This window comes from Marinobacter sp. UBA5687 (genome assembly GCF_002420325.1).
GTDB classification, from domain to species: domain Bacteria; phylum Pseudomonadota; class Gammaproteobacteria; order Pseudomonadales; family Oleiphilaceae; genus Marinobacter; species Marinobacter nauticus.
Map to the genome: position 1 here is coordinate 1 of NZ_DIHV01000017.1, position 15070 is coordinate 15070.

The 15070-nt window shown below is 57.6% G+C and carries 19 protein-coding genes; 11 read left to right on the plus strand and 8 right to left on the minus strand.

The features are described 5' to 3' along the window. Nucleotides 1–20 precede the first annotated feature (20 nt). From B3Y70_RS01560 to B3Y70_RS01585, 6 genes are all read left to right on the plus strand, one after another. Entirely contained in the window at nucleotides 21–1535 is a 1515-nt protein-coding gene (locus tag B3Y70_RS01560; RefSeq protein WP_011786302.1) for a Na+/H+ antiporter subunit D, read from the plus strand. Continuing rightward, on the plus strand, nucleotides 1532–2005 hold the full coding sequence (locus B3Y70_RS01565; protein ID WP_153741004.1) for a Na+/H+ antiporter subunit E: 474 nt from the start codon (nucleotides 1532–1534) through the stop codon (nucleotides 2003–2005). The genes B3Y70_RS01560 and B3Y70_RS01565 overlap by 4 nt, the downstream gene beginning before the upstream one ends. 10 nt (nucleotides 2006–2015) lie before the next feature. Beyond that, nucleotides 2016–2288, plus strand: coding sequence for a monovalent cation/H+ antiporter complex subunit F (locus tag B3Y70_RS01570; RefSeq protein WP_011786304.1), 273 nt, complete (start codon nucleotides 2016–2018; stop codon nucleotides 2286–2288). After that, nucleotides 2281–2691: a monovalent cation/H(+) antiporter subunit G gene (mnhG, locus tag B3Y70_RS01575; protein WP_222448906.1), complete on the plus strand. Its 411-nt coding sequence runs from the start codon at nucleotides 2281–2283 to the stop codon at nucleotides 2689–2691. Before B3Y70_RS01570 ends, mnhG begins: the two co-directional genes overlap by 8 nt. Nucleotides 2692–2757: 66 nt before the next feature. Further along, nucleotides 2758–3039: a pyrimidine/purine nucleoside phosphorylase gene (locus B3Y70_RS01580; RefSeq protein WP_224849776.1), complete on the plus strand. Its 282-nt coding sequence runs from the start codon at nucleotides 2758–2760 to the stop codon at nucleotides 3037–3039. 63 nt (nucleotides 3040–3102) lie between these two features. Then, the gene (locus B3Y70_RS01585; RefSeq protein ID WP_121207194.1) at nucleotides 3103–4749 is read left to right on the plus strand and encodes a fatty acid--CoA ligase; all 1647 of its coding nucleotides are present in this window, start codon (nucleotides 3103–3105) and stop codon (nucleotides 4747–4749) included. 83 nt (nucleotides 4750–4832) lie between these two features. Here B3Y70_RS01585 and B3Y70_RS01590 read toward each other — a convergent pair whose 3' ends face one another. The 4 genes from B3Y70_RS01590 to B3Y70_RS01605 all read right to left on the minus strand — a co-directional run bounded on the left by B3Y70_RS01590 (nucleotide 4833) and on the right by B3Y70_RS01605 (nucleotide 7713). Next, the gene (locus B3Y70_RS01590; protein WP_183576593.1) at nucleotides 4833–6086 is read right to left on the minus strand and encodes a D-amino acid dehydrogenase; all 1254 of its coding nucleotides are present in this window, start codon (nucleotides 6084–6086) and stop codon (nucleotides 4833–4835) included. 42 nt (nucleotides 6087–6128) lie between these two features. Further along, nucleotides 6129–6488, minus strand: a complete 360-nt coding sequence (locus B3Y70_RS01595; RefSeq protein WP_011786309.1) for a translation initiation factor Sui1 — start codon at nucleotides 6486–6488, stop codon at nucleotides 6129–6131. 20 nt (nucleotides 6489–6508) lie between these two features. Next, nucleotides 6509–7036: a DUF4136 domain-containing protein gene (locus B3Y70_RS01600; RefSeq protein ID WP_153741000.1), complete on the minus strand. Its 528-nt coding sequence runs from the start codon at nucleotides 7034–7036 to the stop codon at nucleotides 6509–6511. 71 nt (nucleotides 7037–7107) lie between these two features. Then, nucleotides 7108–7713, minus strand: a complete 606-nt coding sequence (locus tag B3Y70_RS01605) for a YigZ family protein (protein ID WP_022991475.1) — start codon at nucleotides 7711–7713, stop codon at nucleotides 7108–7110. 10 nt (nucleotides 7714–7723) lie between these two features. On the opposite strand from B3Y70_RS01605, the gene B3Y70_RS01610 reads away from it, so the two are divergent. Further along, a complete protein-coding gene (locus B3Y70_RS01610) occupies nucleotides 7724–7930 on the plus strand; it encodes a hypothetical protein (RefSeq protein WP_223268788.1) in 207 nt (68 codons plus the stop codon). On the opposite strand, the gene B3Y70_RS01615 is transcribed toward B3Y70_RS01610, so the two are convergent. Beyond that, nucleotides 7907–9226, minus strand: coding sequence for a sensor histidine kinase (locus B3Y70_RS01615; protein ID WP_199452379.1), 1320 nt, complete (start codon nucleotides 9224–9226; stop codon nucleotides 7907–7909). The genes B3Y70_RS01610 and B3Y70_RS01615 overlap by 24 nt on opposite strands. Next, complete coding sequence (locus B3Y70_RS01620; protein WP_199452380.1) at nucleotides 9223–9909, minus strand: response regulator transcription factor; 687 nt, start codon at nucleotides 9907–9909, stop codon at nucleotides 9223–9225. The genes B3Y70_RS01615 and B3Y70_RS01620 overlap by 4 nt, the downstream gene beginning before the upstream one ends. 166 nt (nucleotides 9910–10075) lie before the next feature. Here B3Y70_RS01620 and B3Y70_RS01625 point away from each other — a divergent pair, with 166 nt between their 5' ends. Genes B3Y70_RS01625 through B3Y70_RS01635 form a run of 3 tightly spaced genes read left to right on the plus strand, consistent with a single transcriptional unit; the run spans nucleotide 10076 to nucleotide 12369 of the window. Next, on the plus strand, nucleotides 10076–10435 hold the full coding sequence (locus B3Y70_RS01625; protein ID WP_273030457.1) for a hypothetical protein: 360 nt from the start codon (nucleotides 10076–10078) through the stop codon (nucleotides 10433–10435). 58 nt (nucleotides 10436–10493) lie between these two features. Further along, the gene (locus B3Y70_RS01630; protein ID WP_273030458.1) at nucleotides 10494–11660 is read left to right on the plus strand and encodes a GNAT family N-acetyltransferase; all 1167 of its coding nucleotides are present in this window, start codon (nucleotides 10494–10496) and stop codon (nucleotides 11658–11660) included. A 46-nt stretch (nucleotides 11661–11706) separates the two neighbouring features. Beyond that, nucleotides 11707–12369 (plus strand): hypothetical protein, encoded by a 663-nt coding sequence (locus tag B3Y70_RS01635; RefSeq protein WP_014422232.1) that lies wholly within the window; start codon nucleotides 11707–11709, stop codon nucleotides 12367–12369. Nucleotides 12370–12375: 6 nt separating this feature from the next. Here B3Y70_RS01635 and B3Y70_RS01640 read toward each other — a convergent pair whose 3' ends face one another. After that, nucleotides 12376–12591 (minus strand): dodecin, encoded by a 216-nt coding sequence (locus tag B3Y70_RS01640; protein WP_014422233.1) that lies wholly within the window; start codon nucleotides 12589–12591, stop codon nucleotides 12376–12378. Between the two features lie 156 nt (nucleotides 12592–12747). Here B3Y70_RS01640 and B3Y70_RS01645 point away from each other — a divergent pair, with 156 nt between their 5' ends. Beyond that, nucleotides 12748–13521: a DUF3750 domain-containing protein gene (locus B3Y70_RS01645; RefSeq protein WP_113879963.1), complete on the plus strand. Its 774-nt coding sequence runs from the start codon at nucleotides 12748–12750 to the stop codon at nucleotides 13519–13521. A gap of 216 nt (nucleotides 13522–13737) precedes the next feature. Here the strand turns inward: B3Y70_RS01645 and B3Y70_RS01650 are convergent, their stop codons facing one another. Next, on the minus strand, nucleotides 13738–15045 hold the full coding sequence (locus B3Y70_RS01650) for a hypothetical protein (RefSeq protein ID WP_199452383.1): 1308 nt from the start codon (nucleotides 15043–15045) through the stop codon (nucleotides 13738–13740). Between the last annotated feature and the right edge of the window lie 25 nt (nucleotides 15046–15070).

The following is a 15070-nucleotide window of genomic DNA, read 5'->3' on the forward strand; positions in this document are numbered from 1 at the left end:
AAGATGAAGGATACCGACACTTGAACCTGGAAGTTGTTCTCCCGATTCTGATCCCCCTGACCGCCGGCGCCCTGTCCCTGGCGCTGTGGCGCTCGGTTCAGCTGCAACGCCTGGTTGGCGTGGTAGCCACCGCTCTTTTGCTGGCCGCCAGCATCTGGCTGATGCGCTCAACCATCGACAAAGGCTTTCTGGTGGTTGAAATGGGCAGCTGGCCGGCGCCGTTCAGCATTGTGCTGGTGGCGGACATCCTCAGCGCCATCATGATTGTGCTGACTGGCATTATCGGGCTCGCCATCGCCATCTACTCCTTGGCTTCAACGCCTCCGGGCCACGAAAGGTTCGGCTACTACCCGCTGATGCACCTGTTGCTTGCCGGGGTCGCTGGTGCCTTCCTGACCGGCGATATTTTCAACCTCTTCGTCTGGTTTGAGGTCATGCTGCTGGCCTCCTTTGCCCTGCTCACCCTCGGTGGCGAGCGTGCCCAGATGGAAGGCGCCATCAAATACGTTACCCTGAACCTGTTTTCATCGGCCCTATTCCTGTCAGCCGTCGGCCTGCTGTACGGCATGGTGGGCACCCTCAACATGGCGGATATCGCCCAGAAGGTGAGCCGAGTTGAAGATCCCGGCATGATCACCGTTGTGTCGCTGATGTTCATGGTGTCGTTTGGCATCAAGGCGGCGGCATTCCCACTGTTTTTCTGGCTCCCGGCCTCGTACCACACCCCTCAGGTCGCAGTATCCGCACTGTTTGCGGGATTGCTGACGAAGGTCGGGGTGTATGCGCTCTATCGGGTATTTACACTGATATTCACCCAGGATGTGGAATACACCCACACCATCCTGCTCTGGGCGGCGGCACTGACCATGCTGACCGGTGTACTCGGCGCCGCCGCACAGTTCGAGTTCCGCAGGATTCTGTCCTTCCACATCGTCAGCCAGATCGGCTACATGCTTCTGGGACTAGCCTTGTTTACGCCCCTGGCGCTGATTGGCGGTGTGTTTTACATCATGCATCACATCATCGTTAAAACGAATCTGTTCCTGGTGAGCGGCATCACCTATCGCCTGCTGGGCAGCTATGAGCTGAAAGACCTGGGTGGCGTGTATCGGCAGCGCCCTTACCTGGCGTTACTATTCCTGATTCCGGCCCTGTCGCTGGCAGGTATTCCGCCCTTGTCCGGCTTTTTCGCCAAGTTCGTTGTTGTCCGTGCCACACTGGAATCCAGCGAATATCTTGTCGCAGCGGTCGCCCTGCTGGTGGGCTTGCTGACCCTCTACTCCATGATCAAGATCTGGGCGGAAGTGTTCTGGAAGAAAGTCCCCGAGCACGTTACCGACACCAGACGGCTCAATGGTGACATCAAAGACCAACGCAGTTGGGCCTACTACACCCCTGTGGTGGGGCTTGCGGTGTGTACACTGATCATTGGCCTCTATGGTCAGCCCATTTACGTGCTTGCAGAATCCGCCGCCGAGCAACTGATGAACCCGCAGCTTTACATAGAAGCGGTTCTGGGAGGGCAACCTGAATGATCGGCCTGTTCTGGAATTTACTGCTGGCTCTGGCCTGGGTAACCCTCACGGGCAGTATCACAGCCATGAACCTGCTCGCTGGTTTTATCTTTGGCTATGTCGCCCTCATGGTGCTGCAAAAACAGGTCCCGGTTTTGAAAGGGTATTCCCGCCGGATACCCCGCCTTGTCGCTTTCCTGCTGTATTTTCTGAAAGAACTGGTGAAGTCGAATCTGCGGGTCGCCTATGACATCGCAACGCCCGTCTGGCATATGAAGCCGGGGGTGATCGCGTTTCCGCTCCGGGCTGAGACCGACATGGAAATTCTGTTTGTCAGCAGTGTCATTTCTCTCACACCCGGGACACTGAGCCTGGATGTCTCTGACGATCGGAAGGTGCTGTTTATCCACGCCATGTTTCTTCACGACGAAGAGCAGCTCAGAAACGACCTGAGAGAACTCGAACGCCGAATCCTGAAGGTGACGCGCTAGGAGGCCAGTCATGCTGAATGTGGTGATCAATATTGTCTATCTCATGCTGTCACTGGCGTTGCTCTTCGCCTTCATTCGGCTCACCCGGGGGCCATCCCTGCCGGACCGGGTGGTCGCACTGGAGCTGATCGCCTCCATCGTGGTCGGCTATGTGGGAGTGCACGCGATTGACACCGGCGTGGCCAGTTTTCTGGATGTTGCCATCGTTATCGCTCTGACTGCCTTTCTGGCAGCCATCGGCTTCGCCAGATTCGTCGAGCGGGGAGGCGTAAAGAATGATTGAAATACTGGTATCGGTCCTGCTCCTGGTGGGCGCTGCTTTCATGGTACTGGCCGCCATCGGCGTTCTGAGGTTGCCCGACCTTCCCACCCGCATGCACGCCACCACCAAAGCCGGTGCCCTGGGCGCCATGATGACCATGGGTGGCGTGGCGTTCTATTTCGGGGACAGTACCGTGGCCGCGCGGGCGGTTGCCATTGTTATCTTCATTTTTCTGACAGCTCCGATCGCCGCTCATGTCATAGGCCGGGCCGGTTATTTCACCGGCGCCAAACTCTGGGCCGGCACCATCAAGGATGAGCTGCAGGAACGATATGACCCGGTTACCCACAAACTCAATAGCGGGCTCGAGGAGCTCAAGCACGGGCAGCCAACCCGAACTGGAAAAGGTACCTCAAACCAATAGTTTGTGATTGGCAGCACAGGAATTTCCAGTATAGTAGGCTGCAAACCATTTCAAGGAATACCAGACATGCTGACAGTCAATGAATACTTCGATGGCAAGGTAAAATCAGTGGCTTTCCAGTCCAGCACACTGCCTGCCACAGTCGGTGTTATCAGTGCCGGGGAATACGAATTCGGCACCTCAGAAAAAGAAACCATGACGGTCGTCAGCGGTGAACTGACCGTGCTGCTGCCAGGCCAGCAAGACTGGCAAACCTTCGGCGCCGGCGAGAGCTTTGAGGTAGCGGGGCAAGCAAGCTTCAAAGCAAAAACGGATGCCGATACTGCTTATCTCTGTACCTACGGATAAGCCCCACTCAGCCCGTCTTTCTTACCGTGACAACAAACATAAGCAGAGAAAGAGGACAACAACATGGCTCAACCCCGAATTCTCAAACCGGCTGACAATGCCCACCAGTACCAGCTCCTGATCAAGCGGTTACTGATGTCCGGCCCCCGCTACAACCCGGACCAGGAAATCGTTTACGCCGATCGCAGCAAGTACACCTACAAGGACCTTGTCGAACGCATCCATCGACTTGCCAATGCCCTGACTGACGCCGGTATCAAACCCGGCGATACCGTGGCTGTGATGGATTGGGATACCCCACGGTACCTTGAGTGTTTCTTTGCGATTCCGATGATTGGCGCCATACTGCACACGGTCAACGTGCGCCTGTCGCCGGAGCAGATCGTTTACACCATGAACCACGCCGAAGACGACGCGGTACTGGTGCACGATGACTTCCTGCCCATCATCGAGGGCGTGAAAGACGAGATCAAAACCGTCAAAACCTGGATTCAGGTAACCGACAGCGACAAGCCGGGCAACGCCTCTTTCGACACCCACGGCGAGTACGAAGCCCTGCTCGCGGGGGCCAGCGACCACTTCGACTTCCCCGATTTCGACGAGAACAGCGTCGCCACCACTTTCTACACCACCGGCACCACCGGTAACCCGAAAGGCGTGTATTTCAGCCACCGCCAGCTGGTACTGCATACGCTTTCCATGGCCGGCAGCATCTCCCATTTCGACGAAATGCCGCTGTTGCGTTCATCCTCGGTGTATATGCCGGTTACGCCCATGTTCCACGTTCACGCCTGGGGCGTGCCTTACGCGGCCACCATGATGGGAATAAAGCAGGTCTATCCCGGTCGCTATGAACCCGAGTTGCTGGTGGATCTGCTCAAGGAGCACAAAGTCAGTTTCTCCCACTGCGTGCCCACCATCATGCAGATGATGATGGCCACCGAGTCCATCAAGACCGCGGACCTGAGCAACTGGCATGTGCTCATCGGTGGCAGCGCCCTGACCAAAGGCCTGTGCGATGCGGGGGCGAAACTGGGCATCAAGATGTTCACCGGCTACGGCATGTCCGAAACCTGCCCGCTGCTGAGCACCACGCACCTCTCCCCGGCGGACCTTGAACTGCCCCTGGAGCAGCAAACCGCAATCCGGGTGAAGACCGGTAAAGCCGTGCCCATGGTGGAACTGGAAATTGTCGATCCTGACGGCAACCCCGTAGCCCATGATGGCGAAGCCAAGGGTGAAGTGGTCGCTCGCGCCCCCTGGTTGACCCAGAGTTACTTCAAACAACCGGACAAAGGCGAGGAACTGTGGGAAGGCGGCTGGTTACACACCGGTGATGTCGCCTCCATGGAGCCGGACAACACGCTGACCATCAAAGACCGCATCAAGGATGTGATCAAGACCGGAGGCGAATGGCTGTCGTCGCTCGACCTGGAGAACATGATCAGCCAGCACCCTGCCGTTGCCGGGGCTGCGGTGGTAGGTGTGCCCGATGAGAAATGGGGGGAACGTCCCTACGCCCTGATCACCCTGAAGCCCGGAGAATCCATCTCTGAGCAGGATATCAAGCAGCACCTGCAACAGTTTGTCGACAGTGGCGACATTAATAAATGGGCGATTCCCGAGCAGATGCGTTTTGTGGAAGACATTCCCAAAACCAGCGTCGGCAAGATCAACAAAAAACTGATTCGGGATCAGTTGAAAGACTAATCTTCCGGGGAAGCAAAAAACGCCGGCGTCCTGGCAACAGACGCCGGCGTTTTTATTTGTGTGCTACCGGAATCGTCGGCTGCTCAGAGGCCTGAGAAGGTGAAGTCCACCTCAGGATCCTTCCCAGCAACAATATCCGCCAGAGCGGCTGCCGAGCCACAGGAGTGGGTCCAGCCCAGGGTACCATGACCGGTGTTGAGGTACAGATTACTGAAGTGGCTTTTACCGATGTAGGGCACATTGGATGGCGTTGCTGGCCGCAAGCCGGTCCAGAATTCGGCTTGATCCCAATAGCCAGCCTCGGGCATGACTTCCGCAGCCCGACGGACAATCGCCCGACAACGGGTAAAGTTCAGGTCGCGACGGTAACCATTCAGTTCTGCTGTGCCAGCGACACGCATTCGGTCGCCCAGGCGCGAGTAAACCAGCTTGTATTCATCGTCGGTCAGGCTGACGTTAAAGGCCGCTTCTTCGTTTTTCACCGGCACGGTAATAGAGTAGCCCTTGGCCGGATAGATATTCAGGAACATCCCGAGCTGGCGGGCAAGTACCGCACTGAAACTGCCCAGGCTCAACACATAGCTGTCCGCCCGAAGGGTGTGGTGTTTGCCGTCCTTGAGCGCCAGCACTCCAAGGATCCGGTCACCCGCGCGATCAAAACCCAGCACTTCGGTGCCGTATTCAAAAGCCACCCCGGCTTCTTTACATTTCTCAGCCAGAGCCTGGGTAAACTTTCGGGCATCGCCGCTTTCGTCATCGGCGGTGTAAGTCGCGCCGGCAATACGATGACGGATCGGTTCAAGGGCCGGCTCCAGCTCAACCGCACGACCAGCATCGATAACCTGACGGTCACAGCCCAGATCACGCATGATGCGGGAAGGTTCCAGAGCCGCATCGAATTCGGCAGGGTTGGTGTAGAAATGCAGAATGCCCTTGGCTAACTGGTCATAATCGAGATTCAGTTCGTCTCGCAGTGACTGCAGGCATGTACGGCTGTAAGTGCCAAGATTGACCATCTGGCGGATATTATGGGCGGCTTTGGCAGAGGTACACTGAGCCAGGAACGACAGCGCCCAGCGCCACTGGTAAAGATCCATCCGCGGCCGGAACAACAGTGGGGCATCCGGCTGGAAAAGCCATTTTGCGACTTTCAGGGGCGCCGAAGGATTGGCCCACGGCTCGGCATGGGACACCGATACCTGCCCGCCATTGGCGTAGCTGGTTTCCAGCCCTGACTGGTTCTGTCGGTCGACCACGGTTACCTGGTGCCCCTGTTTCTGCAGGTACCACGCGGTGGTGATACCAACGACGCCTGCCCCAAGTACCGCTATGTGCATGCCTGCCTCCCCTGATTGATCAACTGTGGTAGCTTCAGAACGTTAGCCGCCCGCGCGCTTGACGGTCCAGCCTTTCTGCTCCAGTAACGGCACCAGAATATCTCGCTGGTCGCCCTGTATCTCCACCACTCCGTCTTTTACTGTACCACCTGTACCGCATTTGGCCTTTAGCTGTTTGGCGTAGGCTTTCAGTTCTTTGTCGTCGAGCGGAATACCGGTCACCAGGGTCACGCCCTTGCCTTTGCGCCCCTTTGTCTCCCGGCTGACGCGCACAATACCGTCTCCGGCCGGCCTCTGCGCTCCCCGGCAGGTGCAGTCATCCACCGGGTTACGGCACTCCGGGCACATCCGCCCCTGGTCCGTGGAGAACACAAGGCCGCCCTTGCGCTTGTTCATACCCATGATTACGCCTTTATCTGCAATCAGTTCAGGCCCGGAGGGTATTTGGAAAACATTTCCGAGACAACCTCGTCAATCAGTTTCCGACGGGTTTCCGGCGACTGGTTTTCATTGAGATAGCGTCGACTCGCGGCTTGCCAGACCACTTCCTCGGTGGTCCGATCAACCATTCTCACCACCAGTTTGCCCTCGGTTACCTCTCGCACTGGTGGCGGCGATGAGAGGCCCCAGCCGAAGTTGCCATGGCCGAACCCGAACCCCAGGCCAACGCCTACCTGCTCAAGCCGTTCCTCGGCCACAATCTGCCAGCTGATCAGAAGATCAGCTTCAGTTTCCGTCACTTTTTTCATGGCCTTCCGGTTCAGCTCGCGCTCTACCGCGTCCCGAACCCGGGCGTCATCCAGCGAGGTGAAACCAGAGTCCTGGGCGTTGCTGGCAAAGGCCCAGCTGCTGTAATTGCCAAAAACGGTGGCTGGATTGTAGTCGGTCACCACATTGCTGGCACAGCCGGTGATGGCCAACGCCAAAGCAGCGATCATGATAATACGCATAGGCTTAACTCCGTTGTTCCCATATGTCTCCAGTATACGCGTGCCCAGGGCTACCGGCCTGCCTCAGTGAGTCAGGTTTCAAAACGGTAATCCATCTTCTGGGACTCGCAAAACGCGCTGAAGTCCTGTTGCTGAGCCACAGGCAAGGAAACGCTGGCTGTCACCCGCGTAGTATAGGAAATCGCGTCGATGCGCCCTTCATGCCCGTCGCACCAGTGCCGCAGCGGTTGCTCATCGGCAAACCCGAACTGCACCGTTGCCTGCACACGTGCCTGCTGCACCACGCGGTCAACGGCGGACAAGACACTTTCAGCGGCGCCGGCATAGGCCCGAACCAGGCCACCGGCTCCAAGCTTGATACCACCAAAATAGCGGATAACGATCACCAGCACGTCTCCCATATCCTTGTGCTGGATCACGCCCAGAATGGGTTTGCCGGCGGTTCCGGAAGGCTCACCATCATCATTCATGGCAGCCTCGGCCGCAGAGCCGGGCCGGCCGATCTGATACCCCCAGCAGACATGACGGGCATCGGGGTAGTCACGGTGGGCCTGGTCAACGTATGTTCGTACGTCGTCCCGGTCACTGACGGGATACACTCGGGCAATAAAACGGCTTTTCTTCACTTCCGTTTCCCGCTCAAGGTATCCTGCAGGAATCGGGTAATCCTTACTCATGGGCGATCCTATGACGACCGAAGACAACGAACAGACCCAACCCGGGACCGCGGCCCCTGCGCGGATACGCAAGGCCGCCTGCGGCATCCGGTTTGATGAGGACGAGCTGCAGGAAGGCATTGATTTTTCTGCCGCCAGCAAGCTGAAACCGGGCAGTGACAACGCACCGGATCAAAGCCCGAACGCCGATTCCTCAGCCTCCGACAAAGACCGGTAGCTCAAGGATCACTTCCAGGCCACCCTCGTCCCGGTTGCGGGCACTGATGTGCCCGTCGTGGGCCTGAATGATATCACGGGCAATAGCGAGCCCCAGCCCCCAACCTTTGCCACCACGGGATTTGTCAGCCCGGAAAAAAGGCTCAAACAAGTGTTGTAGCAGGTCTTCAGGAGCACCCGGTCCCTCATCAGCGACGATCAAACGGATTCTCTCATTGCCCGTGGACAGAGAGAGCTTCACCGATTTGCCCGGCGGCGTGTGATCCAGGGCGTTTTGCAGCACGTTATCAAACGCACGCTGCAATAAACCACCGTCGCCAAGCACAGACACCGCTTTGCTCTCCTCCGAGGCCACCAGTTTGCAGTCCACGCGCTGGTGCTCAGCATAATCGGCGGCATCCTGAAGCACGTGATTGACCAGGACCATCGGCTTGACCGGCTCACGCGCCATATCATCGCCGTTCTCGGACACCCGGTACAGGGTCAGAATCTGGCCGGTCATGGTTTCCAGCCGCTCGTTCTGGCGCAGAATACTGGTCATCAATGCCTCATCGGCGCCGCTGTCCGAAGCCAGTTCAATCGCCACCCGCTGGCGTGCCAGCGGGGTACGAAGATCATGGGAGATATCCCGCAACAGCTGGTTCTGACGGTCCAGCAGCTGGCACAGCCGGTCTGTCATACCGTTGAATGCCGTCGCCAACTGGCCCACTTCATCACGGCGCCGGGCAATGCGACCAGCAACCCGCAGACCAGTATCCCCCCCGGCAATCGCCCGGGCGGTTCCCTCCATGTGTCTCAACGGCCGCGAGACCATTCGCGCAATCCACCAACAGGCCAGGGAGATCAACAGGAACGCCAGCCCCATCTCCACAAACCGGAACATTCTCGGGTCCAGCCAACCATCGCCGCCCATCCGGGGCCAGGCAACTAGCTGATAGCCCTCCTGCAGATCCAGAACGGCTGGTTTGTGGGGGTACCAACCGGACTGTATACGTTCCCGAATCGCCCGGGGCAGTCGATGCTGGCCCTGCTCCTTTTCGATCAGCATCAGGTGCAAATCCAGGCGTTCACCTTCCGAACGCAAAAAGCGCCAGGCATCCCCCCGACCCCGCTGTTCACGAATGACTAGAGCTTCGCGAGCCAGTTCCTGTAAACCCACCTGGCGTTCAATCGCCTGCCGTTCCCGGTCCAACAGATAACGCGAGGCAAGGTGGCTGGCCACCACGGTTACCGCCATGGCCAGCCAGATGGATAGAAAAATCCGCCAGAACAGAGGAAACATGAAACGCTTCATCATGTGGGTATCCGGTAGCTGTATCCCAGTCCTCGCACCGTCTCGATGCGGGGTGGGTCATCATTGCCCAGTTTCTTGCGAAGATTGCTGATGTGCATATCCAGAGTGCGGTCGTAGGCCTCAAGGCGGCGCCCCAGCGCCCACTGCATGAGATCGGTCTTGCGGACCACACTGCCGGCATGGGCCAGCAACACCTGAAGCACTTCATACTCGGTGCCCGTCAGTTCCACGGGCGCGTCATTCTGGTAGATGCGGCGCTGGCCGGGCTCCACCCGCAAGTCGCCATAAGTCCGGCTGGCGTCTACCTCGGTTTTCTGATCCCAGGCGATACGACGAAGCAGGGCCTGAAGCCGCGCCACCAGCTCTCTGGGATTGCAGGGCTTGGGAATGTAATCATCGGCGCCCACTTCAAAGCCGACGACTCGGTCGGTTTCATCGCCACGGGCCGTCAACAGGATCACGGGTAGGTGCGTCTTGCCCCGAAGTTGCCTCAGAACATCCAGACCATTGATATCGGGCAGCATGATATCGAGCACCACAATGTCACAATCCTGGCCCAGAGCGAGAGCCAGTCCATCACGACCATTGGCGGCCTCACGCACACTGAAGCCCTGGCTGGCAAGGTAACGGGCCAGCAGCTCCCGTAACTCGTCGTCATCTTCAATCAACAGTACCCGGTTCTGCATAGTCTTCTCTCTGGGATGTGACGGCCACAGTCTAGCATGGCCCTTCTGTACCGCTGCGGGCGGGCTCCCGGCCTTTACCGAACCTTTACGTAGCCCTGACACCATCTGACGTTGCACCGACGTAGCATGGTCATCATCCATTGTGAACAACGACGAGGAAAGACCCATGAAGGCAAAAACCACCCTGTTAACCGCCGGTGTACTGATGGCAAGCCTGGTGGCCGCCAGCCCGGCTGTTCTCGCGGAACGGCACGGCAAACACCACCAGAACGGCAAGTGGGACAAACAGGAAATGTGCGAGAACTTACGTGAAGGCAAAGGCCCCTTTAACCGTGAAGAGCGCCAGGCCGAGAGGGAAAAGTACCGGGCAGAAATGGCCGATCGCCTGAAACTGAATGAGGAGCAGCGCCAGATCTGGGCGGAGATCCACCAGGAAAGACAGATCAAACAGGAAAAACGCATGAATCAGTGGCAGGAAAAAATGCAGCAACGCTGTAGCAACAGTGGGAAGCAAGACAAGGAGTGATCAAATGGCGGGTTCTGGCGTATGGTAGAAGGTATTCGTCAACGACCTGAAACCAACCATGTCAGAAAACGCGCCACGCGAACTCACTCTGGAGACCCGAGCCAGTATTGCCGACATCCCGAAATCGGACTGGCAACAACTGGCGGGGGTCTCCAATCCGTTTCTTCGATACGAATTCTTTCAGTCACTGGAAGAGAGCGGCTGCGCCCGCACCGAAACGGGCTGGACCCCCAGCCACCTGGTATTCAAACACGAAGGCCGGATTGTGGGCCTGGCACCCGCCTACCTGAAAACCCACTCCATGGGTGAATATGTGTTCGACTGGTCCTGGGCCGAGGCCTACCAGCGATACGGCCTGCCCTATTATCCAAAGCTGTTGCTCGCCATTCCGTTCACGCCGTCTGCCGGACCACGGCTGCTGCTGGACGCCGAGGTCCGGCGACAGCTGACCCCCGAACGCCTGCACGACTTGCTGGATACCCTGACACACCACCTGGGGGCACACTCCTGGCACCTGCTGTTTCCCAACGCCGAAGACCAGCAACTGCTGGCGCATGACGATGAACTGCATCGCATCGGCTGCCAATTCCACTGGCACAACCACAACTACCACAGCTTCGACGATTTTCTGGCGGCATTGAATTCCCGCAAGCGTAAATCCATTCGCAAGGAACGCCGGCAAGTGGCGGAACAGGGCATCACCTTTGCCCGCTTCCATGGCAAGGATATTTCAGACCAGGTTCTTGCCGCCTTCTATGTGTTCTACCAGGCCACCTATCTGAAGCGGGGCCAGAGACCATACCTGAACAAACAGTTTTTCACGTTACTGAGAGGGCAGCTATCCGAGCATATGCACGTAATCATGGCGATCAAACAGGGCGAAATGATCGCCGGGGCCCTGTTTCTGTCGGGGCAAATCACACTTTACGGCCGATACTGGGGCTGTCTGGACGAGTACAATCACCTGCATTTCGAGACCTGTTACTATCAGGGAATCGAGCTGGCGCTGGCGCTTGGGCTGACACATTTTGATGCCGGCGCCCAAGGCGAACATAAACTGGTTCGGGGGTTTGAACCGGTGATCACCCATTCCTGGCACGGTATACAGCACCCCGGATTCCGGGACGCCATTGCCGACTTCATCCGGGAAGAAGCAGAGCAGGTACAAGGGTATTTTGCAGAGGCGGAAACCTTACTGCCGTTTAAACAACAAACACCGCAATAGTCTGTATACTGATTGACCAGGACGGACTTTAATCAGGTGAACGGCAATGGATACCGGTCTGCCAGGAAGCATACTCACCTCATTTGATCCACCCCTGATGGTGGCATTGGGTGCCTTTGTGCTGGCGCTTCTCAGCCTGATACTGGCATCCCGGTTACGGAACAAAAACCAGAGCCAGCTCAGCGCATTGAGGGAAAGGTCGGACACCCTCTGGCGTGAAATGGATGACATCCGGGTCAGCCAGTTCAACCGCTCAGATCATAGCCCGTCGACCAGCCATTCCTCACTGGACCAAGCCCGTTACCAAACGGAAATGGAAGCCTACCAGAAGACCTGGCCGGCCATCTGGCTTCTGCACGAACGCCTGGGGCAGTTTCTGCGAACTGTCGAAACCGGTGAATCCGCCAACGACTTACGTCTGGAGGCCAGAAACGCTGCGCTGGACGCCCGAAATCACCTGAACCAGCACCGCCCCTTCTGTCACGAAACGGTGGATGAACTGCTCACCCGGCTCATTGACGTGGAAATCAAGGCCCACCTCGCCGCCTGCCAGTACCTGGACCTGGTGAAGGAAGTCCGGCACGGCGCTTCCGATCACGACCGGAGAGTCCTGCACGACAAGTTTCACAGCCTGCATGAGGGCGAGGCTCGGGAGCTTTTGAATCACCTGGTGACCACCATCCGGCACCGCGCCATAAGAAGCGGCTAAGTTTGCTTAGCTATCGGCAATCCGGAAACCGATTTTCAGGCCCACCTGATAATGACCGACCTTTCCGTCGACAATGTGGCCACGGGTTTCCGTTACCTCGAACCACTCCATATTGCGAATACTTTTCCCGCACTCATCCAGCGCGTTCTGAATGGCATCTTCAATGCTCGTCTTTGATGAGCCTACGATTTCCACTTTTTTGTAGACATGGTGATCAGACATGACAGCCTCCTGACTCAAGAATATTTACACCTTGAGCCTAGAAGCCAGCGTGAGCTTGGGCAAACTACCATTCTTTAACCTGCTTCATCCATTGACCGTTAAAAGGCGTATCATCTCGCCTGTAGCATGCTGGAAGTACTCGAACCGGACCTGTAAATGAAACGACTTCTCAAATACGCCGCGGGCCTGCTCGGCGCCCTGCTGTTGCTTCTGGGCGGCCCCCTTCTGTTGGCCGCCAGCAGCAGCCTTGAGGTTGCGGAGAGCTGGCGTACCGCCAGCCGGGAAAGCGCCGGTATAGCGCCTCGACCCGAACAGGTGGAGGAAGCCATTATTCAGGTCTATGGCGCACGCGCCTGGAGCTGGCGAGGCTACTTTGCGGTACATACCTGGATTGCGACCAAAGAACAGGGCGCTGATTATTATCAGGTGCACGAGGTCACCGGCTGGCGCACCTACGTGGTCAATTCCCGCCCCGGCGACCCGGACAGACACTGGTACGGCGCCAGGCCGGAACTGTATGCAGATATTCGGGGAGAGAAAGCCGCGGCCTTGATTCCGCAGATCTACCAGGCAGTGGAAAATTATCCCTACCCCACCCAATACGAAGCCTGGCCGGGGCCAAACAGCAACACCTTCGTAGCCTGGGTGATACGGGAAACGCCGGATTTCGACGTAGCCCTGCCCAGCCACGCCATTGGCAAGGACTACCTGGGTGACCGGCTGATCGCCCCAAGCCCGGGTGGCGCGGGCTATCAGCTATCCCTGGGTGGATATTTCGGTGTCTTGGCCGGGGTTCGAGAGGGTCTGGAAGTGAATATTCTGGGGTTGTCGCTGGGTATCAATCCCATGGCGCTGGGTATCAAATTACCGGGACTCGGCGAGCTGGCCTTGCTTGACACCAACCCGATGCCCGAAGAAACCGCGCGCTAGGGGCTCTGGGTTGGGGGTGGCCTCCCAAAAATGTGGGAGGCCATGGATGGCCGGAGAGAAGCGCACATGGGTAAGGCAAGTGTTTATGAATCGAAGCTTCATACGCAGCCGAACGACAGCAATCTGTGATTGCTGGCTGGACCCGATTGCGGGTGCTTGTAGCGGTTTTTGGGAGGCCACCCCCAACCCAGAGCTGGCTCAGCTTCGGCATCAAGTTCAAAGCTTGGCGAATTCCAGATACCGACTGGCTGCCTGCTTCTTCTCATCCTGGCTGTTCAGCAACTCCAGCCGCAATTTATCAATGATCTTCAGATAACCATCCAGCGGGGACTTTTCTTCGCCCTGCTCTTTTGAAGCCTCAATAAACACCTGCTGCTTCTCACGAATTTCGTTCAGTTTTTCTATGGCATTGCGGATCGCTTCCTCTCGTGCAGAAGCTGCGCCGCTCATCTCGGGTTCAGCGTTACGAACCCCAAGAACGGTTTCCACCGCCGGGGCCGACTCGGTGTTCTGTTCCGCCAGGTCCAGCTCTTCCAGAGTCCGAACTTCACCGTCAGTGGTCAGGTAAATACCAGAGGCCTTGATCTGCCCCAGGGGCACGCCCTGAGGATTGGTCAGAGTGAAGCGGTCGTCCACGCTGTCGACATACAGTGCCTGGACACCAACCTCCGCCAGCGAGCGCAGATCCTGGCCGCCATCAGCCGTCTGTACCCACACCGACAGGGACTGAAAAATCTCATCGTTAGCATCTATCCAGCGATTACCATCGTCATCAAACGCAGCCAGCTCGCTGAAGCCAGATCCACTTTCCGGGCCGAACAATTCGCTGCCATCGTCCACTTTACCGTTACCATTGCGGTCAAAAACCAGATATCCGCTGCCCGCGCCCAGAGAGGCGAACTGCGCAGTCTCGCCGTTGCCCGTCATGTCGAATTCAAACAGGGTGTCGGTCAGTCTTGCGGTAGAAGCACCAAAGTTGATCACCAGCGGATCAGTCAGGGGACGCTCCTGAATCTGGATCAGCTCGGAATATTCATAGCTACGCGACTGGGACTGCCTGAGCGACAGGGTAAAGTCGATGGTTTCACCATTGTCGAGGGTAATACTGCCAGTCGACGCGAAGCTGCGGGTTTCGCTTTCGGAGTAGAACATATAGCGACCGGCAGAAACCGACAGACTCTTCGGCGATTCCGCGGCTGCTTCACCCCCCAGGGCGGCTCGGCTGACCATCAGCGCCTGCTGCCCCATCAGGAACAGCTCTGAAGACTTTTCGACCAGTTCTGAACTGGTGAAGGTGGCCGCTCGGTTGGCCCCGGTCACCTCACTGGTGCTGGAAAAGGCCATCTGCTCCTGGCTGCTGTAGCGATACGCCGCCTGTCGGATCAGCGACACTTCGGTGCCCCGATTGGTCTGCCCCTGCGGCTCCGGGGCGGCAGACTGGCGGATTCTCAGTTGGGAACTGTCAAACGCCGAGACCTGGCGGCTGCTGTCCTGAAACAGCGAAATCTGGCTGGATGCAATCATGGAGTGGTACCTCAGTGACACTTGG